We start from the raw sequence: 25,579 nt of genomic DNA, 5'->3' as shown, positions 1-25,579 counted from the left end.
CTTGGATGTTTGCGAAACGCTATGTCAGGATCGCTGGTCCACCGACACACGAAAACGCCCCTCGCGATGCGGGGGCGTTTCTTGATGGGTATATCAAAGATGAGAGGCTGGAGGACGGTATTACGCAAGGTAAAATAGTAGCTTACGAGTATATTTTTAACCGTTTTACCAACCTTGAAATGGACGTCTGACGTAGCGTCACTCTCACTGGGCGACAACTTCATCCTGCCGGTCGTCCTCACCGCTTGTGATCAATCTCATCGCCTCAGCCGGATAGGGCCGCAAGAGATCATGCGCCTCACGAGCACCACCTTCCAGCCATTGCTCATAGTCATCGGGATGCAGAATGGCTGACATACCGTCAGGCTTCACTGGCCTCACCAGGTCGTTCGCCGTGGTGGTGAACCTCGTATAGGTCTCAAGCACCTCTTCGCCCGCATCCCCTTCTACCCCGATTTTGCCAAGTGGCGCGATTGGGGGCAGACCTTTCTGGACCTGCATATGGGTTATGAAGGCGTCGAGCCTCGGCCGCTGACCCGCACCGATACCGAGGACACCGATGCCGCCTCTGCCGGGCTGACGCCTAAGCCCAAGCTCAAGGCCAGCAAAGACGTGGGCCAGATTGAGCTGGACAGTGAAACCACCCTATCCGGCATCCCGCCCGAGGTCTGGGTTTACAAGCTGGGCAACCGCTCAGGACTTGAATGGATGTTGGACCAGTACAAGGAAAAGAAACCCCGCGACCCGACCGTCGCCGCCAAGTTCAATACCTACCGCTTTGCCGATTACAAAGATCACGTCATCGACCTGATCACCCGCGTCACCCGTGTCGCGGTCGAGACGATGGCGATCACCGAAGCGATGAGGCGGGCGAAGCGGGAAGGCAGCGAAGCTCAGGCAAGCGCAGATGACGCATAGTGATGGTGGGGAAGTGTGGCCGACGTGTGTGGTTAGACACTTTATACCCATCATAAGCGATGGATATTACGCCATAATATGAGGTTTTGCCAAATTGGCGGAGGAGGTGGGATTCGAACCCACGGAGGACTTACACCCTCGTCGGTTTTCAAGACCGGTGCATTCGACCACTCTGCCACTCCTCCGACGAGGAACGGTTTAGGATGGTCGCGGCGATTCTGAAAGTGCCTCTTTTCACACTTCCAGCGACGCGTCGCGCGCGGGGCAATGAATGGGCGTCTGTCTTGGGGAATTCCGCCGAATGCGCACAGTCTGCTTTTCTTGACGGATGCGAGTGGATAGAGTGCGCGCACGCGGCAAAGACTGCGGTGGCAGGTAATTTGGCCCGCCGATGTTTCCGCGGCGGGCAATCGCGCCGGGGGGCAGGTGGGTGTGACAGGCAAGGGGCGGTGAATGATCAAGGTTTGGGCAGGTAGAACGACCGATTGGCGCAGGCTGGCGTTGGGCGGGACGGCGCTGGTTTTTCTGGCCGCATGTGAGGGGGGCAACCCTTTCACGCCGAAGCCGGTGGACGAGATCAATTCGATCAGCGGGGATGCGTCCTCGGTTCGGCTTGTGGAGCGCGACGTCGAAGCGCCCGGTGTCTTTCAGGTGACCGACGAGGGCCTCTGGGACGGTCGTCCCTCGCTGGGCGGTGTGTGGGTTGCGCATCCCGACGTGAAAGAGCCAGAGCGCGTGATCATCCGAAATACGGCTAATTCGAAATTCGTCATAGGGGCACTCTTCCGGCGCGAGCGGGCCAATCCAGGGCCCGCGTTCCAGGTGTCTTCGGATGCGGCTGCAGCGCTGGGGATGCTGGCCGGGGCGCCTGCGCAGCTGAACGTGACTGCCCTGCGCCGCGAGGAAGCCCCTGCCGCGCCTGGCGCGGAAGAGGGCGAGGCGCCCGCCGCTGCCCCGGACAGCCTGACGCCCGGAACCGTCGAAACAAGCTCGCTTGACCCGGTTGCAGGGGCTGCTGCGGCCATTGAGGCCGCCGATGATGTGGCCGCCCCCGATGCGACGCCAGCGCCGCAGCCCGAGCGTGTGGCCGCGCCGACCGCCTCCGCGCTGAGCCGGCCCTATATCCAGATCGGGATATTTTCGGTCGAGCAGAATGCCGAGAACACCGCCACGGCGATGCGGCAGGCGGGCATGGTGCCGACCGTGCGCAAGGAAGGCAGCCAAGGCAAGACCTTCTGGCGTGTCATCGTCGGACCGGCCCAGACCGAGGCCGAGCGCGCCGCGCTGCTGACCAAGATCAAGGGTGTCGGATTTGATGATGCCTATGCCGTCGCCAACTGATGCGACCCAAGGATATCGCGGCGGTGGGCGCCCTGCCGCCGCGAGTTGACATGACAGAACGGAGCAAGACGCACCCACCATGCAATACGCCCGGATCCTATCCCCGCTGAAATCTGCCGCCACGGCACTGGTCATCGCCTGCCTTGGCTTGCCGGCCGCTGCCTTCGACACCGCTGCCGAGGCGGCTTATGTGGTCGATGTGGGCACCGGCACGGTGCTGTTGAACAAGAACGCCGATGAGCCGCTGCCACCGGCGTCGATGTCGAAGCTGATGACGCTCTATGTCGCCTTCGAGGCGATCCGGGATGGCCGCCTGTCGCTGGACGAAAAGCTGCCCGTCTCCAGTCACGCGATGAGCTATGGTGGCTCGACCATGTTCCTCGACACGACCGACCGGGTCTCGGTAGAAGACCTTCTGCGCGGTATCATCGTGCTGTCGGGCAACGATGCCTGCGCCGTTATCGCCGAGGCGCTCAGCCCCGATGGCACAGAGGCAGGCTTTGCTCGGTTCATGACGCAGCGCGCGCAGCAGATGGGCATGACCAACTCAACCTTTGCCAATTCCAACGGCTGGCCCGCGCCGAACCACAAGATGAGCATGCGCGATCTGGCGCTGCTCGCGCGGCATATCATCACCGATTTTCCGGAATTCTATCCGATGTTCGCCGAAATGGAATTTGCCTTCGACGGGCGCGCGCCGCAGAATACCCAGAACCGCAATCCACTGCTGAACCTTGGCATCGGCGCGGACGGACTGAAAACTGGCCATACTCAGGCGGCGGGCTATGGCCTTGTCGGGTCGGCCAAACAGGGTGACCGGCGGGTGATCTTCGTGGTTTCGGGTCTGGAAACAGCCCAAGGTCGCGCCGAAGAGGCCGAGGCGATCGTCAACTGGGCCTTTCGCCAGTTTGCCGAGAATACGCTGATCACGGCAGGTAGCGATGTGGCCAAGGCGGATGTCTGGATGGGCGATGTGCCGCAGGTGGGCCTTGTGACCGAGGCCGATCTTACGATGCTCTTGCCCGTGCTGGGTGATGATCAGATCAAGGCCCAGGTCATCTATGACGGGCCGCTTCAGGCGCCCATCGCGGCAGGGACCCGCGTGGCTGAACTGGTGGTCACTCCCGACGGCATGCCCGAGACACGCGTGCCCCTTCTGGCGGCGACCGACGTGGCGCGGGGTGGCTTTGCCACCCGGCTGAAGACGGTGTCGGGCATCCTGATCAAGCGGCTGCAGCAGGGGCCCGAGGGCGCGCTGTGAGCGCTGGCCTTTTCGTCAGCTTCGAGGGCATCGACGGGTCGGGCAAATCCACGCAGGCGCGGATGCTGCACGAAGCACTGAGGGCCGAGGGTCATGATTGCCTGCTCACCCGCGAGCCGGGTGGCAGTTCCGGTGCCGAGGAAATCCGCGCGTTGGTGCTGAACGGCGCGGTGGATCGCTGGTCGCCCGAGACCGAGTTGCTGCTTTTCACTGCCGCGCGGCGGGATCATATGGAGCGGACTGTATGGCCGGCGCTGGAGGCCGGGCGCACCGTGATCTGCGATCGCTTCGCCGATTCTACACGCATGTATCAGGGGCTTCGCGGCCCGGGCTTGCGCGCGCAGGTGGATGCGCTGCACGATCTGATGATCGCGCAGGAGCCTGATGTGACGATCCTGATCGATATCGACGCTGAAACCGGGCTGGCCCGCGCCATCGAGAGGGGCGGCGAGGGCCGCTTTGAGGCCTTCGGCGGCGAGATGCAGGCGCGGATGCGCGAGGGATTTCTTGCGCTGGCCAAGGAGCATGCCGCGCGCTTTGTCGTGATCGACGGGGCGCGGGGTGCCGACGCCGTGGCAGCCGATGTGTACGCCGCCGTTACCACAAGGCTGACGGAGCGCAGCGCATGAGCGAGGATGCCCCCCAGCCTGACCGCATCGAGGGTGCGCCGCACCCTCGCGAGACGCCGCGCCTGATCGGGCAGGGCGCCGCCGAGGCCGCGTTTCTGACCGCCTATAACGATGATCGTCTGCACCATGCCTGGCTGCTGACCGGCGCGCAGGGTGTGGGCAAGGCGACTTTTGCCTGGCGCGCGGCGCGGTTCCTTCTGGCGCAGGATGACGGTGGCGGCATGTTTGCGCCCGAGGCGCCGGGCAGCCTCGATATCGACCCGCAGCACCCGGTCGCGCGCCGAATCCTTGCGCGGTCCGAGCCGCAGCTGTTCCACATCACCCGCCAGATCAACGAGGACACCAAGCGTCTGCGCGATGTGATCCGGGCCGAGGATGTGCGCAGCCTGCACAATTTCCTGACGCTCTCCAGCGCCGATGGCGGGCGCCGCGCCGTCATCATCGACGCCGCCGACGACATGAACGTGACCGCAGCTAACAGCTTGCTCAAGATGCTTGAGGAGCCACCGGCGCGCACCACCTTCTTCCTGATCAGCCACCAGCCTTCGGGGCTGTTGCCGACCATCCGCTCGCGCTGCCGCGAGCTGCGGCTGCCGCCGCTGAGCGCGCCCGATATGGCGGCGGCACTGCAGCAGGCCGGCATCGCCCAAGGCAGCGATACCGGCGCGCTGGCCGCGCTCTCCGGCGGCTCGGTGGGCGAGGCGGTGCGGCTGATCAATCTGGATGGGCTCGGCCTATATGCGCAGCTGGTCAAGCTTTTCGCGGACCTGCCCAATGTCGACCGCCCCAGCGCGCTCGCGCTGGCCAATGCCGCCGCGCAGCGCGGCGCGGAAGAGCGGCTGACCCTGCTGATCTGGCTGATCGAGCTGATCCTTGGCCGTATGGCCCAGACCGGCGCAACCGGTGCCGCACCCCAGCCCGAGGGCGCGCCGGGCGAGGGCGCGATGCTGATGCGCGCCGCGCCCGATCTGGCGGCGGCGCGAGCCTGGGCCGATTGCGCGCAGGATGTCGGCGCCCGCATGCGCCAGGGGCGGGCGGTCAACCTTGACCCTGCCGCGCTCGTCCTAGATACCGTGTTCAGAATACAAAAGACGGCGGCGGGCCAGCCCGCCTGAGAGGCGCGCATGACCGAGACCACCCCCACAGACATCACCGTCACCGACAGCCATTGCCACCTCGATTTTCCCGATTTCGCAGATGAATTGCCCCAAGTGATCGACCGCGCCGTCGCAGCGGGCGTCACGCGGATGGTCACCATCTGCACGCGCCTGCGCCACGAGCCGCAAGTGCGCGCCATCGCCGAGGCGCATGCGCCTGTCTTCTACGCCGCAGGCACCCATCCGATGAGCGCGGCGGAAGAGCCCATGGCCAGTGTCGACGAGCTGGTCGCGCTGGCGCAGCATCCGAAATTTGTCGGGATCGGAGAGACCGGGCTGGATTATCACTACACCGCCGAAAGCGCGAAGGTGCAGCAAGAGAGCCTGCGCATCCATATCGCCGCAGCGCGGCAGACGGGATTGCCCCTGATTATCCATGCGCGCGACGCCGATGATGATACGGCGTGCATTCTGTCCGAGGAACATGCGAAGGGTGCTTATTCCTGCGTGATGCATTGCTTTAGCTCCGGTGCGGAACTGGCTGAAAAGGCGTTGGATCTCGGGTTCTACCTCAGCATGTCGGGCATCACTGCCTTTCCCAAGTCCGGCGATTTGCGCGACATCTTTGCTGCCGCACCGCCCGAGCGCATCCTGGTCGAGACCGACGCGCCCTATCTGGCCCCGCCACCCCATCGCGGCAGGCGGAACGAGCCCGCCTATACCGCGCATACCGCCCGCAAGGGGGCCGAGACGATGGGCATGGACTGGCTCGAGTTCGCGGCGCAGACCCAAGCCAATTTCGATCGCTTGTTTACCAAGGTGGCGGCCTATGAGGGGCGGGGCTGATGGTAACGCGGCGGTTCATCATCCTTGGCTGCGGCTCGTCGGGGGGGGTGCCGCGCCTTGCCGACCGGCCCGGAGGGGACTGGGGCGCGTGCGACCCCGAAGAGCCGCGCAACCGGCGCACGCGCTGTTCGGTCCTGATCGAACAGGAGGGCGCGGATGGCGGGCTGACCCGCGTTCTGATCGACGCGTCGCCGGACCTGCGCCAACAGCTTTTGCGTCACGGGATCGGCACGCTGGATGCGGTGGTCTTTACCCACAGCCATGCCGATCACTGCCACGGCCTTGATGATCTGCGCATCGTCGTCTTCAACATGCCGGGTCGCCTGCCGGTCTGGGCCGATATCCCGACGCAGGCCGCGCTGATGGAGCGGTTCGGCTACGCGTTCCGCAAGCCTCACGGCTCAACCTATCCGCCCATTCTGGACATGAACACGATTGACGGCGATGTGACGATCAGCGGGGCGGGAGGCGACGTGACGCTGACGCCTTTCGAAGTCGAGCATGGCGCCATCGACGCGCTGGGGTTTCGCATCGGGGATGTGGCCTATCTGCCCGACGTGGCCGAGATGGGCCCCGAGAGCTGGGAGAAGGTGCAGGGTCTCGATATCTGGATCCTCGATGCGCTGCGCCGCAAGCCGCATCCGACGCATCTACATCTGGAGCGGACGCTTGAGTGGCTGGCCCGCGCCGCGCCGCGCCGAGGCGTCATCACCAATATGCATAACGATCTGGATTATCGCACCCTGCTGGCCGAATTGCCCGAGGGGATCACGCCGGCCCATGACGGCATGACACTCAGCTTCGACATCAAGAACGCAGGATAATCCATTGAGTGTACTGCTTGATGTCGTCTTGCCGGTCTTTGTGGTGATCGGGGCAGGTTACCTTGTCGTCTGGCTGGGTTGGTTCGCGCAATCGGGTGTCGAGGGGCTGATCCGCTTCACCCAGAACTTCGCCATTCCCTGCCTGCTCTTCACGGCCATCTCGCAGCTGGATCTGGGCGACAATTTCAACTTCCCGCTGCTCTTCAGCTTCTACTCTGGCGCTCTGGCGGGCTTTGCCCTTGGCACGGCAGGGGCGCTGCTGATCTTCAATCGCACCTGGGAAGAAGCGATCGTCATCGGCTTTTGCTGTCTCTTCTCGAACTCCGTCCTTTTGGGCCTGCCCATCACCGAGCGGGCGTATGGCGCAGATTCGCTTGAGGCAAATTTTGCCATCATCGCGCTGCATTCGCCCTTTTGCTATGGCGTGGGCATTACGGCGATGGAGATCACCCGCGCGCGCGGCGATGCCGGGATTGCGGTGGTGCGCAAGGTGCTGAAGGCGATGTTCTCGAACGCGCTGATCCTTGGCATCGGTCTGGGCGTCATCGCCAACCTTAGCGGCCTTACGGTCCCTGCGCCGCTTCAAAGCGGGCTGGACCTGATCGCGCGCGCGGCACTGCCTGCGGCGCTTTTCGGCCTTGGCGGTGTGCTGGTGCAATACAAACCCGAGGGTGATCTGCGGGTCATCGCCATGGTCTGCCTCATCGCGCTTTGCGTGCATCCGGCGATCACATTTGCCCTCGGCACAGCGTTCAGCTTGCCGGAGAACGCGATCCGCAGCGCGGTGGTGACGGGCGCGATGGCGCCGGGCATAAACGCCTACATCTTTGCCAACATGTATGGCGCTGCGCGGCGCGTTGCGGCCTCGGCGGTGCTGATCGGCACGGGGCTTTCGATCCTGTCGACCTGGGTCTGGCTGGGCCTCTTGCCGTAGCGCGACTGTTGCAGCACCGCGCGCGCGGCGCTAGGGCTGGCCCTAGCCCTGACCGAGGAGCGCACCCATGCGCAGCACATCCGACCGTATCCGCCACGCGCTTCTCTTCGAAGGGCTGGGCCTTGCCATCGTGGTGCCTGCCGGCGGCTGGGTTTTCAACTTGCCGGTGCATGACATGGGAATCGTGGCGGTGGTCAGCGCCACTCTGGCGACGCTATGGACCTATCTCTACAACCTGATCTTCGACCGCATCATGATGGCCCGCGTGGGCCACACGCGCAAGGGACTGTGGCTGCGGATCTGGCATTCGGTGCTGTTCGAGCTGGGACTGCTGATCGTGCTGATGCCCTTCATCGCGTGGTATCTGGGTATCAGCCTGATTGCCGCTTTCTGGATGGATATCGCCTTCGCGCTCTTCTACCTCGTCTATGCCTTCGTTTATAACTGGGTCTACGACATCGTCTTTCCGGTGCCCGGCGAGCCGCGCCCCAATTAATCCCTCGGGGCGCCGCCGCGAAAGGCGTTCGGACCGTGGTAATTCACCGGCTCCTCGGTCATCTCCAGATGCAGGCCCTCGCCGCGCCACGGATGCGCGCGGGCCAGATCCTCGTCCACCTCGATGCCAAGGCCAGGCGTCTCGGGCACGGTGATATAGCCGTTCTCGATCCGGATCGTGTGGCGGATCAGGGCGCGGTGGAATTCGGTGTCGATCGTCTCGGCCATCAGTAGGTTGGGAATGGAGGCGGCCAGTTGCACATTGGCGGCCCATTCGATGGGGCCGGCATAGAGATGCGGCGCGACTTGCGCGTTATAGACTTCCGCCATGGCGGCGATCTTCTTGCACTCCCAGATGCCGCCCGCGCGCCCGAGGGCCGGCTGCAGAATTGACGCCGCGCCCTCGCGCAGGACTGGGGCGAATTCCGCCTTGGTGCAAAGCCGCTCGCCCGTGGCGATGGGCAGGCCGGTGGCCTGCGCCACCCTGGCCATCGCGCCGACATTGTCGGGTGGACAAGGCTCCTCGTACCAAAGCGGATCATAGGGCGCGATGGCGCGGCCCAGCCGGATCGCGCCTGCGGTGGTGAACTGCCCATGCGTGCCGAAAAGCAGATCGGCGCGATTGCCCACTGCCTCGCGGATGGCGGCGCAGAACGCTACTGATTGCTCGATATCCATCAAGCTGGGCATATGGCCGCCGCGCAGCGTGTAAGGCCCGGCCGGATCGAACTTGACGGCGGTATAGCCCTCATCCACCAGCTCGGCCGCGCTTTCGGCGGCCATGTCTGCTGAGGACCAAAAGGCTTCCTCATCGTGATGGGGCAGGGGATAGAGATAGCTGTAGGCGCGAATGCAGTCATTGACGCGCCCGCCCAGCAGGGCGTGGACGGGACGGTTCCGCGCCTTGCCCAGGATGTCCCAGCAGGCGATCTCAAGCCCCGAGAACGCGCCGATGACCGTGAGGTCAGGCCGCTGGGTAAAGCCCGAGGAGTAGACGCGGCGAAACATCAGCTCGATATTCTCGGGGTTCTCGCCGGCCATGTGTCGCTCGAACACGTCCTCGATCACCCCGCGCATCGCCTCGGGGCCGACGGATGCAGCATAGCATTCGCCCCAGCCGGTGATGCCGGTATCGGTCGTCACCTTCACGAGGATCCAGTAGCGCCCGCCCCAGCCGGGGGCGGGGGGCGAGGTGACGATGATATCGAGAGTTGAAAGGCGCATGTTTCAGGCTCCTGTCAGAGGATTATTCAAGGGTCCCATAAAGGGTCAGCGCGCGCTGGAACACATCCGCATCCACATTGCCGCCCGAGATCGTGACGATCACGTCATCCCCCTCGATCTGGTCTTTGCGAAAGAGCGCGGCGGCCAGCGCCACGGCGCCACCCGGCTCGGCCACCAGTTTCAGGCGCCCCCATGCCAGAGCCATGGCGTGCAGCGCCTCATCCTCGCTGACGACCAGGCCAGGTCCGCAGAGGCGCTGCATGATGGGAAAGGTGATCTCGCCCGGCTGGGGGGTGATGATGGCATCGCAGAGTCCGCCCGAGCTGCGCTGATTGCGTTCAATCCGGCCCGAGGCCAGCGAGCGTGCGGTATCGTCGAACTCTTCTGGCTCGCAAGGGCGCGCACGCAGGCCGGGGGCATCCGCCTCCAGCGCCAGCGCGATGCCCGAGGTCAGACCGCCGCCGCCGCAGCAGACCAGCACATCGGCGCGCCGGATGCCCAGCTGCTCGGCGTCCTCGGCAATCTCGAGGCCTGTCGTGCCCTGGCCCGCGATCACCAGAGGCTCGTCATAGGGGCGGATGAGGGTGAGGCCCCGCTCGGATTCCAGCGCCTCGCCAATCGCCTCGCGGCTCTCGCCGCCTGCGCGGTCATAAAGCACCACTTCGGCCCCCAGCGCGCGGGTATTGGCGATCTTGAGCGCGGGCGCATCGCTGGGCATGATGATGACGGCGGGCACGCCGTGCTGCGCGGCGGCCAGCGCAACGCCCTGCGCGTGATTGCCTGAGGAAAAGGCGAGCACGCCGCGCGCGCGGGTTGCATCGTCCAGCGCCGAGACGGCGGAATACCCGCCGCGAAACTTGAAGCTGCCGGTATGTTGCAGGCATTCCGGCTTGACCAGCACCCTGCGCCCGGCGATCCGGTCCAGGAACGGTGAGGACAGAAGCGGCGTGCGCCGCGCGTGCCCGTGCAGCCGCGCGGCGGCGGCGCGGATCATCTCGATATCGCTCATGAATGATCTTTCAGATGGTCGAGGATGCCGCGCAGCGACGCGGCCTCGTCAAGGAAGGGCACATGCCCGCGATCAGGCACCGTGACGGCGCGCATGCCGGGCGCGCGGGCCTGCATCCGGCCAAGGATTTCGGTGTTCAAGAGGTCGGAATTCGCACCACGCAGCACCGTGACGGGCAGCTTGGCCAATTCATCCCAGAGCGCCCAGAGATCCGGCGCCGGCCCTGCGCCCGCCTGGCCGATCAGCGCATCGCGCAGGCGCGCATCGTAGCGCAGATCGAGGCCATCCGCCGCCTCCTTCCAGATCAGTTCGGCATGGATGCGCCAGCGGTCGCGGGTGACATCCGGAAAGCGCGGCTCCATCGCGGCCTTGAGCCCGTCCGCGGCCGACTCGTAATCGGCATAGGCGGGACGCTGGCCCACATATTCGAGGATGCGGTCCAGCCCGGCGGGGGCGATCTCGGGGCCGATATCGTTAAGGATCGCGCCCGCTAGTCGTTGAGAGTGCGTCGCCGCCAGCAGCATGGCAATCAGCCCGCCGCGCGAGGTGCCAAGGATGGTGGCCCGCTCCAACTGCAGATGATCCATCAGCGCGATGGCATCCGCGGCCTCCTGCGCGACCGAATAGGTGCTGATATCCTGGGCATAGTCCGATTGGCCGCGTCCGCGGTAATCCATGCCAATCACCCGGTATCCGGTCAGAAAGGGCGCAACAAAGCGGAAATCGCCCGAATTGCGCGTCAGGCCTGCAAGGCAGAGGATGGCGGGACCGTCATGACCCTCGGGCGCATCCTTGCTGTCGGTGTAATGCAGGCTCAGCCCGTCTGCGGCTCTAAAACGGGCCACTCAGACCCCCGCCAGCGCAGGGATGCCGGTGAGATCGCGCAGCACATGGGATGGCTTGCCCGGCAATCGCTCGACCGGCTCGCCCGCGCGGTTGACCCATGCCACGTTAAAGCCGTAGGCGGCCGCCGCCGCCGCGTCCCAGCCATTCGAGGACACGAACAGCACCTCGTCCGGCGCACAGGCAAAGCGGCGACCGACCATGTCATAGACCGCGCGGCTGGGCTTGTAGATGCCGCACATCTCGACCGACAGGATATCGTCCAGATCGCCGCGGACCCCGGCCGAGCTTGTTGCCGCCTCCAGCATGTCGGGTGTGCCATTCGACAGGATGGCGGTGTTGAGACCCGCAGCCTTGAGACGGCTCAGCATGTCGGCCGCCTCCGGAAAGGCGTCAAGTTCGCGATAGAGGCCCATCAGGCGCTCGCGCAGGGCGGTGTCCACAATGCCTTCGGCCTCCAATGCCCAGTCCAGCGCATCGCCTGTCAAAGTCCAGAAATCGGCGTGATCCTCCATGATCGTGCGCAACCAAGTGTAGTGAAGTTGTCTCAGCCGCCAGTTCTGCGCGATGCTGGGCCAGCACTCGGCCAGCCGTTCCTGTCCCGGCTCGGCGGCGGCAGTGCGCGCGGCGGCTGCTACGTCCAGCAAGGTGCCATAAGCGTCGAAGATGCATGTGGTGATCGGCATTTGCGCTCCGCTGTCATGTTGCGCGGTCAGACTGGCACAGGAGGCAGGGGCGGGAAAGGCCGATATTGCTTTGGAGATATGTTTGCAAGCGCCAGTTGCCGATCGCGACCCTGATTGGAGCGCCTTGGATGAAAACCTGCATTTAATTTCAAATACTTGTAGGGCGAATCTGCATGACCGGTTTGCAATTCGGTCCCGGCATCGCTACATCCTTTGCCAATTCGCACAAGCACCCGCGCGCCGCGCGGCCTTGCAATTCATTCACCCCCAACTGACCAGAATTGGAGTTTATCCATGGCCGAAGTAAAATCGGGCGATACCGTTCACATTCACTACACCGGCACGCTGACCGACGGCACCGTCTTTGACAGCAGCGAGGGCCGCGATCCGCTGAAGTTCGAAGTCGGCTCGGGCCAGATCATCCCCGGTCTCGACACCGCCATGCCCGGCATGGAAGTCGGCGAGAAGAAGGTCGTCGAAGTGCCCGCCGATCAGGCCTATGGTCAGGTCGACCCGAACGCGCGTCAGCAGGTGCCGCGCGAAGGCATCCCCGCCGACATCCCGCTGGACCCCGGCACGCAGTTGCAGGTGCAGACCGAGAATGGTCAGGTCCTGCCCGTGACCGTGCTGGAAGTTACCGAAGAGTCGGTTACGCTGGACGCCAACCACGCGCTGGCCGGCAAGGACCTCAAGTTCGATATCGAGCTGGTCGCCATCGCGTAAGGCGAGGCTACAGCGAGGAAATGAAAAAGCCCCGGATGGATGTCCGGGGCTTTTTCGTGGGGCGGCGGGCTCGAGCCCGAATTGCCGGATTCTGCGCCTCGTACCCATGACTGGTATGACGGGCCGCACTGCAGTTGGTTTGTCTCCGATCAATGCTTGCTCAAGGCAGGTCGGGACAGGATCTGAAGACCCATTTTGCGGACCCTGGTTGCATTGCGGTGATCTCCTCTGAAACCTAATGGTCGCACCGTCACTTGCGGGGTTTGCATGATTTGAAAATCATGTAGTCTTAAGAGAAACGGGAGAGGCTGCACGATGATCAAGCCCGTGCCCATCAGTTCCAAAAAACGCTACCTATTGTCCTTTCTGGACAGAATACTGCATCCGGAACTGAAGATGCTGTCACCGGCGTATTTCGGGATGGTGATGGCAACCGGCATAGTCTCGCTTGCGGCGCATCAGACCGGTCTGCCGATGGTGGCCTGGAGCCTCTTTGTAATTGCGATCATCAGCTATTTGGTCCTGTGGTGGCTTACGATCCTACGCATATCGCGCCACCGCCGCAGGTTCTTCCTAGATATGATTGACCATCTGCGCGGCCCCGGATTTTTCACCATGGTCGCCGCATCAAGCGTGCTTGGCAGCCAGTTCCTCATCCTTGCGCATAACCTATTTTTCGGCTTCGCGCTCTGGATCATAGCTGTAGTTCTCTGGCTCGCCCTGACTTACACGATCTTCACCGCATTCACGATCAAGGAAGACAAGCCGTCGCTGGATCAGGGCATCAGCGGTGCTTGGTTGCTCGCGGTCGTGGCGAGCCAGTCCATAGCCGTGCTGTCGTCGCTTTTGGCGGTTCAGGTCAACCAACCCTACCGACTTGACTTGAATTTTCTGGCGCTGTCGATGTGGCTCTGGGGGGGTATGCTTTACATCTGGATGATGTCGCTGATTTTCTTCCGCTATACGTTCTTCCCGTTCTCGCCCGGCGATCTTTCGCCGCCCTATTGGATCAACATGGGAGCGATGGCAATCTCGACACTTGCGGGCTCTTTACTGATCATCAACTCTCAGGATGCGCCGTTCTTGCACTCCATCTTACCCTTCATGAAAGGCTTCACGATCTTTTATTGGGCGACGGGGACTTGGTGGATTCCGATGCTGGTCATTCTTGGTATCTGGCGGCATGTCTACAAGCGGTTTCCGTTGAAGTATGATCCGCTCTACTGGGGCGCGGTCTTTCCGCTTGGAATGTATGCGGTCAGCACATTTCACATGAGCCGCGCGATGAGCTTCGACTTCCTCGGCCTTCTTCCAAGAACTTTTTCATGGATTGCGTTGCTGGCCTGGACCCTGACACTCATCGCATACCTCAAGGCTCTGTTCTGTCCAAGAGACGCTGCCTAAAGCGTTTCGCCTTTAACCTGAGACATCAGATAAAGACGAAACGCGCGCAACATTGAAGCGTGGCACGCGCTTCGCGAAAATCAGTGATCCAGGTTTTTCGCGAAACGCTTTAGCCACGTGCTCTGGGCATAGCTCCGCCGCCTGTTATCAGAATTACAAAGAATTGAGCATCGTTGATTTCGAAGGGGCCGGCAATCATATCGACATCAGTGGTCGTTGAGCGGCGGCGGCCGAGAGGATACCTCCGGATAGAGGATATATGCAGATGGGGCATCAGCAAAAACAACCCAACGCAGTCCAAGTTCTGTTCGCACGCTTTTTCGAAAGAGAAATCCAAATCTGGTACGGAAACGCCCGGCTTTCCACCCTATTCTGGCGCGATGGCGTTCTGACCAGTTTCATTCTGATTTTGCTCTACGCGACGACCATCTATCTGCACCAGCTCGTCGCAGAACAGCTGCTGCTGGTCTTTGTTGTGGTCTATACCGTCTGGATTTTGGTGTCGATCTGGCGCTGTTCGCTTGCCACGGGAACCGTTTGGGGCGTATTTGCCAGGTTTCTGGTGATTGCGTGGGCCGCGAATGTGGCGCTGGTCCTTCTGTTCCGTCAACTCGAACTGTTGATCCTGTTTGCCGACAGCTTAGGCAAAAATATCAATTGATAACGTCATACGTGTGTGCAGCGCGTGTCTTCTTTCAATACCTAAGGCGTCACAAAACTGGACAGTTGTGGACCGGAAGATTTTTCCGCCTGGCAGACATCGCGAGCAGTCGTCATAACGCGCCGCCCACGTTCGGTTGGGTCTTGCTGCGACCGGTTGTACCGCCAGGAAAATCGAATGACCGACCCGTCCGGATAGCGCGCTTCCGGGCGCTATGGTTTTGCTTCGTCAGTGGCGTCTCTGTGGGCGCTTCACCGGCGCCGCGCCCTCAGCTCAGGTCAACTCAAGCAGTACGGCCCCGGCGCGGCCCGGCGTCATCACCGCGTCATGCGCCTTGGCGCAATCCTCCAGCGGATAGACCTTGTCGATGGCGGGGCTGAGCGCGCCTGCAGTCAGTGCGGCGTGCAGGCGGGTGATGATCGCCTCGCGCTCGGGCTGGGGCAGCAGGTAGATCAGCGTGATATCCAGCTTGAGCGCTTTGAAGAGGAAGGTGCCGAAGGGCAGTGTGGGCGTCATGTCCTTGCCCGAGCCATAGGCGGCAATGGTGGTCAGCGGCTTCATCACTTCGCCCAAAAGGGGCGCGTTGACGCCGAATTCGACTTCGATGGCGCGGTCGATGCCGCCATCTGACGCATCGGTTACCTTTGCGGCCAGCTCGGGATCGCGATAGTCGAACACCGCATCCGCGCCAGCCGCGCGCACCCGGTCCATGGCGTCCTCGCTGCAGGTAGCGATGACCCGCGCGCCGCCCCATTTGGCCAGTTGCACCGCGTTATGGCCCACCGCGCCCGCACCGCCGCTGACCAGCAGGGTCTGGCCGCTGACATCGCTGCCGCCAAACACGGTCTGCGCCGCCGTGAGGCCAGGAATGCCCAGCACCGCGCCCACCTGCGGGTCCAGCCCGTCGGGCATGGCCACGGCCTGCGCTTCGGGCAGGCAGATGTACTCGGCCGCGGTGCCGAAAGGGCGCTGCCAGGCGCCATTCCAGATCCACACAGGCTGGCCCACGCGCGCCTCATTGATGCCATCCCCGACGGCGTCGATCACACCGGAGCCGTCGGAATGCGGGATCACGCGATCATATGGCGGCTTGGTCACGCCGGGGCGGGTGCCGCCGCGCGCCTTGGCATCCGAGGGGTTCACACCGGAATACTGGATGCGCACACGCACCTCGCCCGCGGCCGGCTCGGGCATGTCCATCTCGCCGAGTTCGATAACATCGGCGGCAAGGCCGAAACGGGTGTACCAGGCGGCGCGCATGGAAAATCCTCCGGTTTTGTCTTGGAATAGCTTTGGAGAGTTGAGTTTTGGCAGAGCGCCGCGGCTCAGCTGCGGCGGCGCAGGCGGATGACGACATCGACCGAGGCGATCTCGGCACCCTCGGGGGCACCGGGAAGGCGGGTGATCTCCAGTTCTTCGGCGGGGGCGTCGCTAAGGCGGCTTTCATCCTCCCAGTAAAAATGGGGATGATCATGGGTATTGGTGTCGAAATAGGATTTGGTGCCGTCGACCAGCACCTCCTGCATCAGGCCGGCATCGCAAAAGGCGCGCAGCGTGTTATAGACCGTGGCCAACGATACGCGCTCGCCGCGCTTTTGCACATCGGCAAAGAGGCTCTCGGCGGTGACGTGACGGTGCTGGCCGTCCCCGATCAGAAGGCTGGCAAGGGCCACGCGCTGGCGCGTCGGGCGCAAACCTGCGCTGGCCAGCCACTCGCTGCCACGCTCTTCGGGGGGGAGGGATGCTGGGCGTGTCATGTGCTACCTGCGACTTACTCTCATTCCTGTGTTATATGCGCGGTTACGCCCGGAATTCAAACAAAAACCGGGCCTGCCTCGCGCGCCGGCGCATTGGCTGGGCAGCGCGCTTGGGCCAGGGCGGGCCAGCGGGCTTGCACCTGCGCAGGCACGGGTGCTAGAGGATATGGCGCAATTGGCGGCGTAAACCAGAGCGCGCCGCGATCATCAGTACGAAGGGACTGCCTGAATGGCCGACTATCCGACGCAATTCGCAAAAGAAGACCTGCTGAAATGCGCCCGCGGCGAGCTCTTCGGCCCCGGCAACGCCCAGTTGCCGTTGCCGCCCATGCTGATGATGGACCGCATCACCGATGTCTCGGCGGATGGCGGCGCGCATGGCAAGGGGCATATCACCGCCGAGTTCGACATCACGCCGGACCTGTGGTTCTTCGAATGTCATTTCCCGGGCAACCCGATCATGCCCGGCTGCCTTGGCCTTGACGGTCTGTGGCAACTGACCGGCTTCAACCTCGGGTGGCGCGGCTGGCAGGGGCGCGGCTATGCGCTGGGCGTGGGCGAGGTCAAGCTGACCGGCATGGTGCGCCCCGACCGCAAGATGCTGACCTACAAGATCGACTTCACCAAGGCCGTTCAGACGCGCCGCCTGACAATGGGCGTCGCGGACGGCATCGTCGAGGCGGATGGCGAGGTGATCTACCAGGTCAAGGACATGAAGGTCGCGCTAAGCGAGAGCTGATCCTGTCAAGCGCCCTCACCGCGCGTTTGGGTTGCGCAGGGCGCGCCCACTGGCCTAAACAGAACCGTCACTATCCCAAAGGAGTGCGCCATGCGCCGCGTCGTCGTTACAGGGCTGGGAATCGTCTCGTCCATTGGCAACAGTGCGGATGAGGTGCTGGCATCGCTGAAAGCAGGGCGATCCGGCATCACCGCCAACGAGGAGATGGCCGAGCACGGCTTTCGCAGCCGCATCGCCGGGGCGATCGATCTGAATGTCGCTGACCATGTCGACAAGCGCACGCTGCGCTTCATGGGGCCGGGCGCCGCCTACGCGCATATCGCGATGGAGCAGGCGATCAAGGATGCCGGCCTTGAGGAAAAGGATGTCATCAACCCGATGACCGGCCTTATCGCCGGATCGGGCGGGCCGTCGACCAGCGCCATGCTGAGCGCGCATCAGACCGTCCTGAAAACCGGCGGGACCAAGCGGATCGGGCCCTTTGCCGTCCCGAAATGCATGTCCTCGACCGTGAGTGCGAACCTTGCGACCGCGCATCAGATCAAGGGCATGAATTTCTCGATCACCTCGGCCTGCTCGACCTCGCTGCACTGCATCGGCATGGCGGCGCAGCAGATTGCCCTCGGCCAGCAGGACGTGATGTTCGGCGGCGGCGGCGAAGAGCTGGACTGGACGCTCAGCTGCCTCTTCGACGCGATGGGCGCGATGTCGTCCAAATATAACGACACGCCCGAGAAAGCCTCGCGCGCCTTCGATGCGGGCCGTGACGGGTTCGTCATCTCGGGTGGCGGTGCGATGCTGGTGCTGGAAAGCCTGGAGCACGCGCAGGCGCGGGGCGCAAAGATCTACGCGGAAGTCACTGGTTTCGCCGCAACTTCCGACGGCGCCGATATGGTCGCCCCCTCTGGCGAGGGCGGCGAGCGGGCGATGCGCGGCGCGCTGCGCACGCTGAGCGAGGATCGCAAGGTCAGCTATATCAACGCGCATGGCACTTCGACCCCCGTGGGCGATGTGGGCGAGGTCGAGGCGGTGCGTCGGGTTTTCGGCCAAGGCTCTACACCGCCGATCAGCTCGACCAAGTCGATGACCGGCCACAGCCAGGGCGCGACCGGCGCGCAGGAGGCGATCTATTGTCTTCTGGCACTTGAACATGACTTCATAATCCCCTCTATCAACGTCGAAAATCTCGATCCGGCGCTGAACCCGGCCGAGGTGGCGACGGCCCGAGTCGACAATGCCGGGATCGATACGGTGATGACCAATTCCTTCGGCTTCGGCGGCACCAACGGCTCGATGCTGCTCAGCAAATTTCACGGATAAACGCGCATGACACAGACACCCCCCGAATTGCCGACCGCACCCCTTCCGATGCAGGGCAAACGTGGGCTGATCATGGGCGTGGCCAATGACCGCTCGATCGCTTGGGGCATCGCCAAGGCGATGCACGCGGCCGGCGCCGAGCTGGCCTTCAGTTACCAGGGCGAGGCGTTCGGCGCGCGGCTGAAACCGCTGGCGGAGAGCGTCGGGTCCGAGCTGATGGTGGATATGGACGTGACGGATGATGCATCCATGGATGCGGGATTCGAAGCGCTGGCCAAGCAGTGGCCGACGATTGACTTCGTCGTGCATGCCATTGCTTTTTCGGATAAATCCGAGCTGACAGGGCGGATTCTGAACACCAGCCGCGCCAATTTTAAGCATTCGCTGGATATCTCCTGCTACAGCTTCATTGACGTGGCGCGCCGGGCGCATCCTATGATGGTCGAAAATGGCGGCACTCTGCTGACCCTGACCTATCAGGGCAGCAACCGCGTAGTGCCCAGCTACAACGTGATGGGCGTCGCCAAGGCCGCGCTGGAAAGCGCGACGCGCTATCTGGCCAACGATCTTGGACCGGACGGTATCCGCGTGAACGCGATCAGCCCCGGCCCCATGCGGACCTTGGCGGGGGCTGCCATTGGCGGTGCACGGCGGACCTTCAAACACACGGACATGAATGCGCCCCTGCGTGCCAATGCGACGCTGGAGGCGGTGGGCGGAACGGCGGTTTACCTCGCCTCGGATGCGGGCGCCTGTACCACGGGCGAGATCATCCGCGTCGATGGCGGTTTTCATGTGCTGGGCATGCCGCAGGCCGACAACCTCTGATCCGGGCCGGGCCGCGCTGTCCGGCCCGGCGGATCTGAGTATTTTTGCCAAGATGAAGCGGGGCTGCGGCGAGGGAACGCGGGCGTGGCGAGGGGCGTTGGGAAATCAAAGGAGATTTTCCCATGACCCATACGCTGACCCTGCGCAGTATTGCACCCGTCACCCACGACACCCACCATCTGGTGTTCGAGCGCCCGGAGGGGTTCGATTTCGAGCCCGGCCAGGCAATCGAGATGAAGCTCCAGAAGGAGGGCTGGCAGGATGAAGGCCGCCCGTTCACGCCAGTGAGCCTGCCGGGTGAGGAGACGCTGGACTTCGTCATCAAGAGCTATCCCTCACATGATGGCGTCACCGAGCAGGTCGCCAAGCTACAGCCGGGTGACGAGGTGACAATCGACGGGCCCTTCGGGGATATCCGCGACAGGGGGCCGGGCGTCTTTATCGCGGGCGGAGCGGGCATCACGCCGATGATCGCGCTCTTGCGCAAAAGGCTGCGCGACGAGGGAAATCTGGCGGGCTCGACCCTGGTATTTTCGAACAAGTCTGAAAAGGACATCATCTGGCGTGACGAGCTGTCGGCGATGCCAGGGCTGACGGTGGCCTATACAGTGACCGAGGAAAAGGGCGAGACGGTGCCGAACCGAAAGCTGAACCGCGACTACCTGCGCCAGTTCATTGAGCCGGGCAGCCTTTGCTATCTGTGTGGCCCGCCGCCGATGATGGATGCGGTGCAGTCCGAGCTGGACGCGCTGGGGGTCGATCCCAAGGACCTTGTGGCCGACGACTGGAGTTGAGGACGGCGCGCCGGGCCTAGAACCACTGGCCCGGCTCCATCAGGCCCAGATCGAGCAGCTGGCGCGAGTGCCATTCGAAACGGGTGGAATTGTGCCATTTGAAGGTTTCAATGTCGAAGGTCGAGCCGGGATTGCGCTTGAGCGCCTTGGCCGTTCTGAACGAGGCGATTGCCGCGGTCAGGTTGTTGTGCCACGGGCAGGCATAGGTATTGTATTCCTCGTCCGAGAAGACATGCCCCTCCAACAAGGTCAGCCCCTTGGCCGCCCGGAAAAGCGATATGCGGTCTATCGTGCGGCGCGGGGCCGGGATGTGTTCCTCGTAACGCCAACGCAGGCCTCCGAAGAAATCGAGTTGACGCTCTTTCGGGTGGTCGTGGTTGGCTGGATCGGTGCAGGCGAGGGCGTAGTAGCCGGATCTGTCCAGCCACGCATCGTCCAGCGACACCGCGCCCGGGCAGGCGTCAAGATCGCCCGCGTAGATGTCGATGACGTAGGTCAGCATGGCGCTGCGTCGCTCTTCCGCGTGGAAGGCCAGCATCTCGCCCACGCTGCGCGTTTCGCAGAACGGGTAGAACAGGTACTCGGCGTTGAAACAGTAGTAGATCCAGGTGCCCGCGGGCGCTGCGGCGATGACCGCGTTGACCGCTGCGATATGATGCCCGTCGCGGCTGCTGTCATGGTCGACGCGCACCACCTTTTCTGCAACGTCGGGGGCAATGGTGAAGCTGTCAGGCATCAACGCGATGATGGATTTGAAGCCGAGCGAGTCGTGGTGGCGCAGCGTCGTGTTCAGCTCCACCTCGTCCTCGGCCAGAACGAGGGCAATCGGCCCTTTGGCCAGATGCGCTTTGCCGCGCCCGCAAAGATCCTGAACCGAGGTGTATTTCATGCTGCTCATTTCGTTTTTGGCGCAGGTTCGGTCAATTCGCCGCGCATTGCAAGACGCCGCGGCTGTGATATAGCCCGCCCATCACGCACGACACGCTGAGACGCACAGATCGGAGGCCCGTCATGGCCGAGCCCAAGAAGCTATATATCAAGACATATGGATGTCAGATGAACGTCTATGACAGCGAGCGCATGGCCGAGGCCATGGGCGGCGCAGGTTATAGCGAGGTGGCGAGCGCGGAAGAGGCGGACATGATCCTGCTGAACACCTGCCACATCCGCGAAAAGGCTGCCGAGAAGGTCTATTCGGAGCTTGGGCGCTTTCGCGATCTCAAGGACGCCAAGCCTGACCTCAAGATCGGCGTCGCGGGCTGCGTTGCGCAAGCCGAGGGTGCCGAAATCATGCGCCGCCAGCCGCTGGTCGATCTGGTCGTTGGCCCGCAAAGCTATCACCGCCTGCCCGAGATGGAGGCGAAGGTTCGGCAGGGCGGCACGGCGCTCGACACCGATTTTCCCGAAGAGGACAAGTTCGAGAAACTCAAGGCGCGCCCCAAGGCGAAGCGCGGTCCGACTGCCTTTCTGACCGTTCAGGAAGGTTGCGACAAGTTCTGCGCCTTTTGCGTGGTGCCCTATACGCGCGGCGCCGAGGTCAGCCGCCCTGCGGTCCGCATCATCGACGAGGCCAAGGATCTGGTCGAGCGGGGCGTGCGCGAGATCACCCTTCTGGGCCAGAACGTCAACGCCTATCACGGGGCAGGCCCCAAGGGCGAGGACTGGACGCTGGCGCAGCTAATCTGGGCGCTGAACGACGTGGACGGGCTGGAGCGTATCCGCTTTACCACCAGCCACCCCAACGACATGGGCGAGGACCTGATCGAGGCGCATGGCAGCTGTGCCAAGCTGATGCCCTATCTGCATCTGCCAGTGCAGTCGGGCAGTGACCGCATCCTCAAGCGGATGAACCGCAGCCATACCGCAGAAAGCTACATCCGCCTGATCGAGCGTATCCGCGCAGCGCGGCCCGACCTGCTGCTGTCCGGTGATTTCATCGTCGGCTTTCCCGAAGAGACGGAGGCCGATTTTCAGGCCACGCTCGATCTTATTGAAGAGGTCCGCTACGGGCAGGCCTATTCGTTCAAATACTCGACCCGGCCCGGCACACCCGCCGCCGAGCGCGCGCAGGTGGATGACGCCGAGGCCAGCGAACGCCTGCAGCGTCTGCAGGCCCTTCTGACGCGTCAGCAGCGTGAGATCCAGGAGGCGATGGTCGGCCGCGAGGCGCAGGTTCTCTTCGAGCGGGTCGGACGTCAGCCGGGCCAAATGGTCGGCAAGTCCCAGCATCTGCACGCCGTGCATGTCACCGCGCCCGGCGCCGCGCCGGGGGACATGGTCCAGGTGTGTATCGACAGCTCCGGCCCCAATTCGCTGGCAGGCAGGCTCGTCTGAACGGACGGGCCGCACCGGTCCGGTGGCGTCCTCACCTTTTTTTAGCCGCAGCATCTGGTGGCCCGGCCCCGCATGGCCACGAGACTTGGTCATGCGGGGCAGGTTTCATGCGCATTTATACTTCACAAGTCGGGCAATGGTGGTAAGGTTCTTTGATAATAAAGTGTTTGGGGGATGCATTATTTCGGGCATGTCCCAAGCGGGGGAACAGTAGAAGGATTTTGGGTGTGACGGGAAGACTTGCAGATACGGTCCGCAAGGCAGTGGGCGCATGTGCGGCTATCGCCTTGGGCGGGGCCATCGCAGTAACGGGCGTGATGAGCGGCAGTGCCGTTCAGGCGCAGCAGACCAGGGTGGTCGGCGAGAGCTATGTCCCGACGATCTGGGTCGACCCCGACGGGTGCGAGCATTGGGTCATGGACGATGGGTGGGAAGGCTACATGTCACCTCACACGAACCGTCAGGGCATTCCGGTCTGCCGCCGGGGCAATGTCTGTGGCGTGATGAACAGCGATCAGCTCTTCCGCACCGACAGCGCGCATATCAGCAGCGCCGGTCGCCAGCACCTGGTCAAGTTCTTCCGCGAGGCCGGGGCCGTGTCCTATATCATTACCGGTCACACCGACAGCCGCGCCTCTGACGAGTACAACATGAACCTGTCCTTGCGCCGCGCCAACGCCGTCGCGCGTCTGGCCCAGCAATCGGGCGTGCGCATCGCCGATGTGCGCGGCTATGGCGAGCGGATGCCGAAAGCGACCAACAATACCGCCGCCGGCATGCAGCAAAACCGCCGCGTCGAAATCATCTGTATCCGCTGAGGGGACCGATCCATGAAAACTGTTAAACTCGCCCTTCTTATCTGCGCTGCAGTGTCCCTCGCGGCCTGTGACGCGCCCAAGAAAGACAAGACCGTCGACCGTGGAGTGGATGCCAAGCATCTCAGCCAGTTGAAGGCCGGTGTCTGGATCGACCCAAATGGGTGCGATCACTGGATCATCGACGACGGCGCCGAGGGCTATCTTTCACAGCGTCTGGACAAATATGGCAAGCCTGTCTGCTCGGGTACTGCGCCGCCGAACACGGCAACGGGCGCTTACAGGGCCGGCTCGACCGTGACCGATCCGATCTGATCGGGACCGGGCCTCATATGCGCCGCCATCATCGCACCGGCGCGACACGACATGACCGCGTGCCCAAAGGCGCGCGGTTTTTTTCTGTGGCGCTTTCGGATTGCCTGTGCGAATTCGCGCTGCATCCTGCGCATCTCGCCTTGCACGCCGGCCACCAACTTGGCACGGTTGTTTCAAGGACCCCACGCAACGCACGCAAAGCGGAGACCTGATTGGCCAGCACCTACGCGCCCGGCGCCCCCGAAGCGGGCGATCTGCATCATCAGATCGTCGAATTTCCCGATAACTTCCTTCTGATCGACCTGTGCGGCGAACATGACCGCAACCTGGCCGAGATCGAGCGCAAGCTTGATGTTCAGATCCTGCGGCGCGGCAATCAGCTTGCGGTGCATGGCGAAGCGGCGCAGGTGGCGGAGGCGGTTCAGGTGCTGCAATCTCTCTACCAGCGGCTCGAGACTGGCAAGGAGGTTGTGCACGGCGATGTGGACCGCGAATTGCGGATGGGCAGCGGCGAGAGCGAAGCGCAGCCCGAGGATGGCGACCAGCTTGAGATGTTCAAGGGCGGGCGGGTCGAGATCAAGACCCGCAAGAAGATGGTCGAACCGCGCACCGAGGCGCAAAAGGCTTATGTGCGCTCGCTCTTCGAGAAGGAACTGGCCTTCGGTATCGGCCCCGCGGGCACGGGCAAGACCTATCTGGCCGTCGCGGTGGGGGTGTCGATGTTCATCGAGGGCCATGTGGACAAGATCATCCTGGCGCGCCCTGCCGTCGAGGCGGGCGAGAAGCTGGGCTATCTGCCGGGCGACATGAAGGAAAAGGTCGATCCCTACATGCAGCCCCTCTACGACGCGCTGAATGATTTTTTGCCGGGCAAGCAACTGGCCAAGCTGATCGAGGACAAGAAGATCGAGATTGCGCCCCTGGCCTTCATGCGGGGCCGCACGCTCAGCCGGGCCTTCGTGGTATTGGACGAGGCGCAGAACGCCACGTCGATGCAGATGAAGATGTTCCTCACGCGCCTCGGCGAGGGTAGCCGCATGGTGATCACCGGCGACCGCACCCAGATCGACCTGCCGCGCGGGGTGGCCTCCGGCCTGCACGATGCCGAGCGGTTGCTGTCGTCGATTCCCAAGATCGGGTTCAACTATTTCACCGCCAAGGACGTCGTGCGGCACCCGCTGGTTGCGGCCATCATCGAGGCCTATGAGGCCGATGTCTGATCTCGTCATATCTTCCCGGCGCGGGTGCCTCTCATGCTGATGGACGTGATGATCGAGGATCGCCGCTGGCGGGCGCTGGATCTGGAGCCATTGGCCGAGCGCGCAGGGCGCGCGGCGCTGAAGCATCTGCGGCTGGATCCGGCGGCGTTCGAGATCAGCCTCCTGGCCTGCAATGACGCGCGCATCGCGGCCCTTAACGAGGATTTTCGCGGCAAGCCGCAGCCGACCAACGTGCTGAGCTGGCCCAGCGGCGAGCGCGGCGCGGCCCGCGCCGGGGATGTGCCGGGTCTGCCGGATCCCGCCGCCGATGCCGAGCTGGGGGACATCGCAATCGCCTATGAGACCTGCGCGCGCGAGGCCGAGGCTGGCGGGAAACCGCTGGCCGATCATGCGACGCATCTGATCGTGCATGCGGTGCTGCATCTGCTGGGCTATGACCATATCCGTGACGAAGATGCCATGTTGATGGAGGCTTGCGAGGTTGCCATCCTTTGCAAACTGGGCATATCTGACCCATATTGACCGTGAGGGGGACGGCACTGCGGCCCCGAAATGAATTTGG

At 63.3% G+C, this 25,579-nt stretch carries 30 protein-coding genes and 1 tRNA gene; 22 read left to right on the top strand and 9 right to left on the bottom strand.

Going from position 1 to position 25,579, the window contains the following annotated elements:
• The first annotated feature begins 5 nt into the window (after positions 1–5).
• A complete protein-coding gene (locus ACEWPM_RS05860; RefSeq protein ID WP_393961496.1) occupies positions 6–191 on the top strand; it encodes a hypothetical protein in 186 nt (61 codons plus the stop codon).
• A 13-nt stretch (positions 192–204) separates the two neighbouring features.
• Here the strand turns inward: ACEWPM_RS05860 and ACEWPM_RS05855 are convergent, their stop codons facing one another.
• Positions 205–501 carry an SOS response-associated peptidase family protein gene (locus ACEWPM_RS05855; protein ID WP_393961495.1) on the bottom strand — a complete coding sequence of 99 codons (297 nt, stop codon included), beginning with the start codon at positions 499–501 and terminating at the stop codon, positions 205–207.
• Between ACEWPM_RS05855 and ACEWPM_RS05850 the strand changes: the two genes are divergently transcribed.
• Positions 412–918: a type ISP restriction/modification enzyme gene (locus ACEWPM_RS05850; RefSeq protein WP_393961688.1), complete on the top strand. Its 507-nt coding sequence runs from the start codon at positions 412–414 to the stop codon at positions 916–918. The genes ACEWPM_RS05855 and ACEWPM_RS05850 overlap by 90 nt on opposite strands.
• Before the next feature lie 95 nt (positions 919–1,013).
• Here ACEWPM_RS05850 and ACEWPM_RS05845 read toward each other — a convergent pair.
• A tRNA-Ser gene (locus ACEWPM_RS05845) sits at positions 1,014–1,103 on the bottom strand.
• A 268-nt stretch (positions 1,104–1,371) separates the two neighbouring features.
• Here ACEWPM_RS05845 and ACEWPM_RS05840 point away from each other — a divergent pair.
• The 8 genes from ACEWPM_RS05840 (at position 1,372) to ACEWPM_RS05805 (ending at position 8,346) form a co-directional block, all read left to right on the top strand.
• On the top strand, positions 1,372–2,259 hold the full coding sequence (locus ACEWPM_RS05840; RefSeq protein ID WP_393961494.1) for an SPOR domain-containing protein: 888 nt from the start codon (positions 1,372–1,374) through the stop codon (positions 2,257–2,259).
• A 79-nt stretch (positions 2,260–2,338) separates the two neighbouring features.
• A complete protein-coding gene (locus ACEWPM_RS05835; RefSeq protein ID WP_393961493.1) occupies positions 2,339–3,520 on the top strand; it encodes a D-alanyl-D-alanine carboxypeptidase family protein in 1,182 nt (393 codons plus the stop codon).
• The gene (tmk, locus tag ACEWPM_RS05830) at positions 3,517–4,149 is read left to right on the top strand and encodes a dTMP kinase (RefSeq protein ID WP_393961492.1); all 633 of its coding nucleotides are present in this window, start codon (positions 3,517–3,519) and stop codon (positions 4,147–4,149) included. Before ACEWPM_RS05835 ends, tmk begins: the two co-directional genes overlap by 4 nt.
• Positions 4,146–5,264: a DNA polymerase III subunit delta' gene (locus ACEWPM_RS05825; RefSeq protein ID WP_393961491.1), complete on the top strand. Its 1,119-nt coding sequence runs from the start codon at positions 4,146–4,148 to the stop codon at positions 5,262–5,264. The genes tmk and ACEWPM_RS05825 overlap by 4 nt, the downstream gene beginning before the upstream one ends.
• Positions 5,265–5,273: 9 nt before the next feature.
• The gene (locus ACEWPM_RS05820; RefSeq protein WP_393961490.1) at positions 5,274–6,092 is read left to right on the top strand and encodes a TatD family hydrolase; all 819 of its coding nucleotides are present in this window, start codon (positions 5,274–5,276) and stop codon (positions 6,090–6,092) included.
• Positions 6,092–6,916, top strand: coding sequence for an MBL fold metallo-hydrolase (locus ACEWPM_RS05815; protein WP_393961489.1), 825 nt, complete (start codon positions 6,092–6,094; stop codon positions 6,914–6,916). Before ACEWPM_RS05820 ends, ACEWPM_RS05815 begins: the two co-directional genes overlap by 1 nt.
• 4 nt (positions 6,917–6,920) lie before the next feature.
• Positions 6,921–7,850, top strand: coding sequence for an AEC family transporter (locus ACEWPM_RS05810; RefSeq protein ID WP_393961488.1), 930 nt, complete (start codon positions 6,921–6,923; stop codon positions 7,848–7,850).
• 67 nt (positions 7,851–7,917) lie between these two features.
• A complete protein-coding gene (locus ACEWPM_RS05805) occupies positions 7,918–8,346 on the top strand; it encodes a PACE efflux transporter (RefSeq protein WP_393961487.1) in 429 nt (142 codons plus the stop codon).
• Here ACEWPM_RS05805 and ACEWPM_RS05800 read toward each other — a convergent pair.
• Genes ACEWPM_RS05800 through ACEWPM_RS05785 form a run of 4 tightly spaced genes read right to left on the bottom strand, consistent with a single transcriptional unit; the run spans position 8,343 to position 12,107 of the window.
• Positions 8,343–9,569, bottom strand: coding sequence for a mandelate racemase/muconate lactonizing enzyme family protein (locus ACEWPM_RS05800; RefSeq protein WP_393961486.1), 1,227 nt, complete (start codon positions 9,567–9,569; stop codon positions 8,343–8,345). The two genes, ACEWPM_RS05805 and ACEWPM_RS05800, sit on opposite strands and share 4 nt — an antisense overlap.
• Before the next feature lie 22 nt (positions 9,570–9,591).
• Positions 9,592–10,578, bottom strand: a complete 987-nt coding sequence (locus tag ACEWPM_RS05795; RefSeq protein WP_393961485.1) for a threonine ammonia-lyase — start codon at positions 10,576–10,578, stop codon at positions 9,592–9,594.
• A complete protein-coding gene (locus ACEWPM_RS05790; RefSeq protein WP_393961484.1) occupies positions 10,575–11,423 on the bottom strand; it encodes an alpha/beta fold hydrolase in 849 nt (282 codons plus the stop codon). Before ACEWPM_RS05790 ends, ACEWPM_RS05795 begins: the two co-directional genes overlap by 4 nt.
• A complete protein-coding gene (locus ACEWPM_RS05785) occupies positions 11,424–12,107 on the bottom strand; it encodes a haloacid dehalogenase type II (protein ID WP_393961483.1) in 684 nt (227 codons plus the stop codon).
• Between the two features lie 294 nt (positions 12,108–12,401).
• Here ACEWPM_RS05785 and ACEWPM_RS05780 point away from each other — a divergent pair, with 294 nt between their 5' ends.
• The 3 genes from ACEWPM_RS05780 to ACEWPM_RS05770 all read left to right on the top strand — a co-directional run bounded on the left by ACEWPM_RS05780 (position 12,402) and on the right by ACEWPM_RS05770 (position 14,895).
• Complete coding sequence (locus ACEWPM_RS05780; RefSeq protein ID WP_393935002.1) at positions 12,402–12,830, top strand: FKBP-type peptidyl-prolyl cis-trans isomerase; 429 nt, start codon at positions 12,402–12,404, stop codon at positions 12,828–12,830.
• A gap of 315 nt (positions 12,831–13,145) precedes the next feature.
• Positions 13,146–14,234, top strand: coding sequence for a tellurite resistance/C4-dicarboxylate transporter family protein (locus tag ACEWPM_RS05775; protein ID WP_393961482.1), 1,089 nt, complete (start codon positions 13,146–13,148; stop codon positions 14,232–14,234).
• A gap of 265 nt (positions 14,235–14,499) precedes the next feature.
• Positions 14,500–14,895 (top strand): hypothetical protein, encoded by a 396-nt coding sequence (locus ACEWPM_RS05770; protein ID WP_393961481.1) that lies wholly within the window; start codon positions 14,500–14,502, stop codon positions 14,893–14,895.
• Between the two features lie 273 nt (positions 14,896–15,168).
• Here the strand turns inward: ACEWPM_RS05770 and ACEWPM_RS05765 are convergent, their stop codons facing one another.
• Positions 15,169–16,155, bottom strand: coding sequence for an NADPH:quinone reductase (locus ACEWPM_RS05765; RefSeq protein WP_393961480.1), 987 nt, complete (start codon positions 16,153–16,155; stop codon positions 15,169–15,171).
• 65 nt (positions 16,156–16,220) lie between these two features.
• Positions 16,221–16,652: an iron response transcriptional regulator IrrA gene (gene irrA, locus ACEWPM_RS05760; protein WP_393961479.1), complete on the bottom strand. Its 432-nt coding sequence runs from the start codon at positions 16,650–16,652 to the stop codon at positions 16,221–16,223.
• 229 nt (positions 16,653–16,881) lie between these two features.
• Here irrA and fabA point away from each other — a divergent pair, with 229 nt between their 5' ends.
• The 4 genes from fabA to ACEWPM_RS05740 all read left to right on the top strand — a co-directional run bounded on the left by fabA (position 16,882) and on the right by ACEWPM_RS05740 (position 20,333).
• The gene (fabA, locus tag ACEWPM_RS05755; protein ID WP_281967451.1) at positions 16,882–17,391 is read left to right on the top strand and encodes a bifunctional 3-hydroxydecanoyl-ACP dehydratase/trans-2-decenoyl-ACP isomerase; all 510 of its coding nucleotides are present in this window, start codon (positions 16,882–16,884) and stop codon (positions 17,389–17,391) included.
• A gap of 90 nt (positions 17,392–17,481) precedes the next feature.
• Complete coding sequence (locus tag ACEWPM_RS05750; RefSeq protein WP_393961478.1) at positions 17,482–18,711, top strand: beta-ketoacyl synthase N-terminal-like domain-containing protein; 1,230 nt, start codon at positions 17,482–17,484, stop codon at positions 18,709–18,711.
• Positions 18,712–18,717: 6 nt separating this feature from the next.
• Positions 18,718–19,539, top strand: a complete 822-nt coding sequence (locus ACEWPM_RS05745; protein ID WP_393961477.1) for an enoyl-ACP reductase FabI — start codon at positions 18,718–18,720, stop codon at positions 19,537–19,539.
• A 122-nt stretch (positions 19,540–19,661) separates the two neighbouring features.
• Positions 19,662–20,333: an FAD-binding oxidoreductase gene (locus ACEWPM_RS05740; protein ID WP_393961476.1), complete on the top strand. Its 672-nt coding sequence runs from the start codon at positions 19,662–19,664 to the stop codon at positions 20,331–20,333.
• A gap of 16 nt (positions 20,334–20,349) precedes the next feature.
• On the opposite strand, the gene ACEWPM_RS05735 is transcribed toward ACEWPM_RS05740, so the two are convergent.
• Positions 20,350–21,222, bottom strand: coding sequence for a glycosyltransferase family 2 protein (locus ACEWPM_RS05735; protein WP_393961475.1), 873 nt, complete (start codon positions 21,220–21,222; stop codon positions 20,350–20,352).
• Positions 21,223–21,344: 122 nt separating this feature from the next.
• Between ACEWPM_RS05735 and miaB the strand changes: the two genes are divergently transcribed.
• The 5 genes from miaB (at position 21,345) to ybeY (ending at position 25,539) form a co-directional block, all read left to right on the top strand.
• On the top strand, positions 21,345–22,667 hold the full coding sequence (gene miaB / locus ACEWPM_RS05730; RefSeq protein WP_393961474.1) for a tRNA (N6-isopentenyl adenosine(37)-C2)-methylthiotransferase MiaB: 1,323 nt from the start codon (positions 21,345–21,347) through the stop codon (positions 22,665–22,667).
• Between the two features lie 317 nt (positions 22,668–22,984).
• The gene (locus ACEWPM_RS05725) at positions 22,985–23,485 is read left to right on the top strand and encodes an OmpA family protein (protein ID WP_393961687.1); all 501 of its coding nucleotides are present in this window, start codon (positions 22,985–22,987) and stop codon (positions 23,483–23,485) included.
• Between the two features lie 12 nt (positions 23,486–23,497).
• Positions 23,498–23,797, top strand: coding sequence for a hypothetical protein (locus ACEWPM_RS05720; protein WP_393961473.1), 300 nt, complete (start codon positions 23,498–23,500; stop codon positions 23,795–23,797).
• Between the two features lie 212 nt (positions 23,798–24,009).
• Positions 24,010–25,017 carry a PhoH family protein gene (locus tag ACEWPM_RS05715; protein ID WP_393961472.1) on the top strand — a complete coding sequence of 336 codons (1,008 nt, stop codon included), beginning with the start codon at positions 24,010–24,012 and terminating at the stop codon, positions 25,015–25,017.
• A 33-nt stretch (positions 25,018–25,050) separates the two neighbouring features.
• Positions 25,051–25,539: an rRNA maturation RNase YbeY gene (gene ybeY, locus ACEWPM_RS05710; protein WP_393961471.1), complete on the top strand. Its 489-nt coding sequence runs from the start codon at positions 25,051–25,053 to the stop codon at positions 25,537–25,539.
• The last annotated feature ends 40 nt before the right edge of the window (positions 25,540–25,579 follow it).

The organism is Roseovarius maritimus, assembly GCF_043355895.2.
Lineage (GTDB): Bacteria > Pseudomonadota > Alphaproteobacteria > Rhodobacterales > Rhodobacteraceae > Roseovarius > Roseovarius maritimus.
Note: the sequence above shows the minus strand (reverse complement) of the source record. Positions and strands in the feature narration are given on the sequence as shown.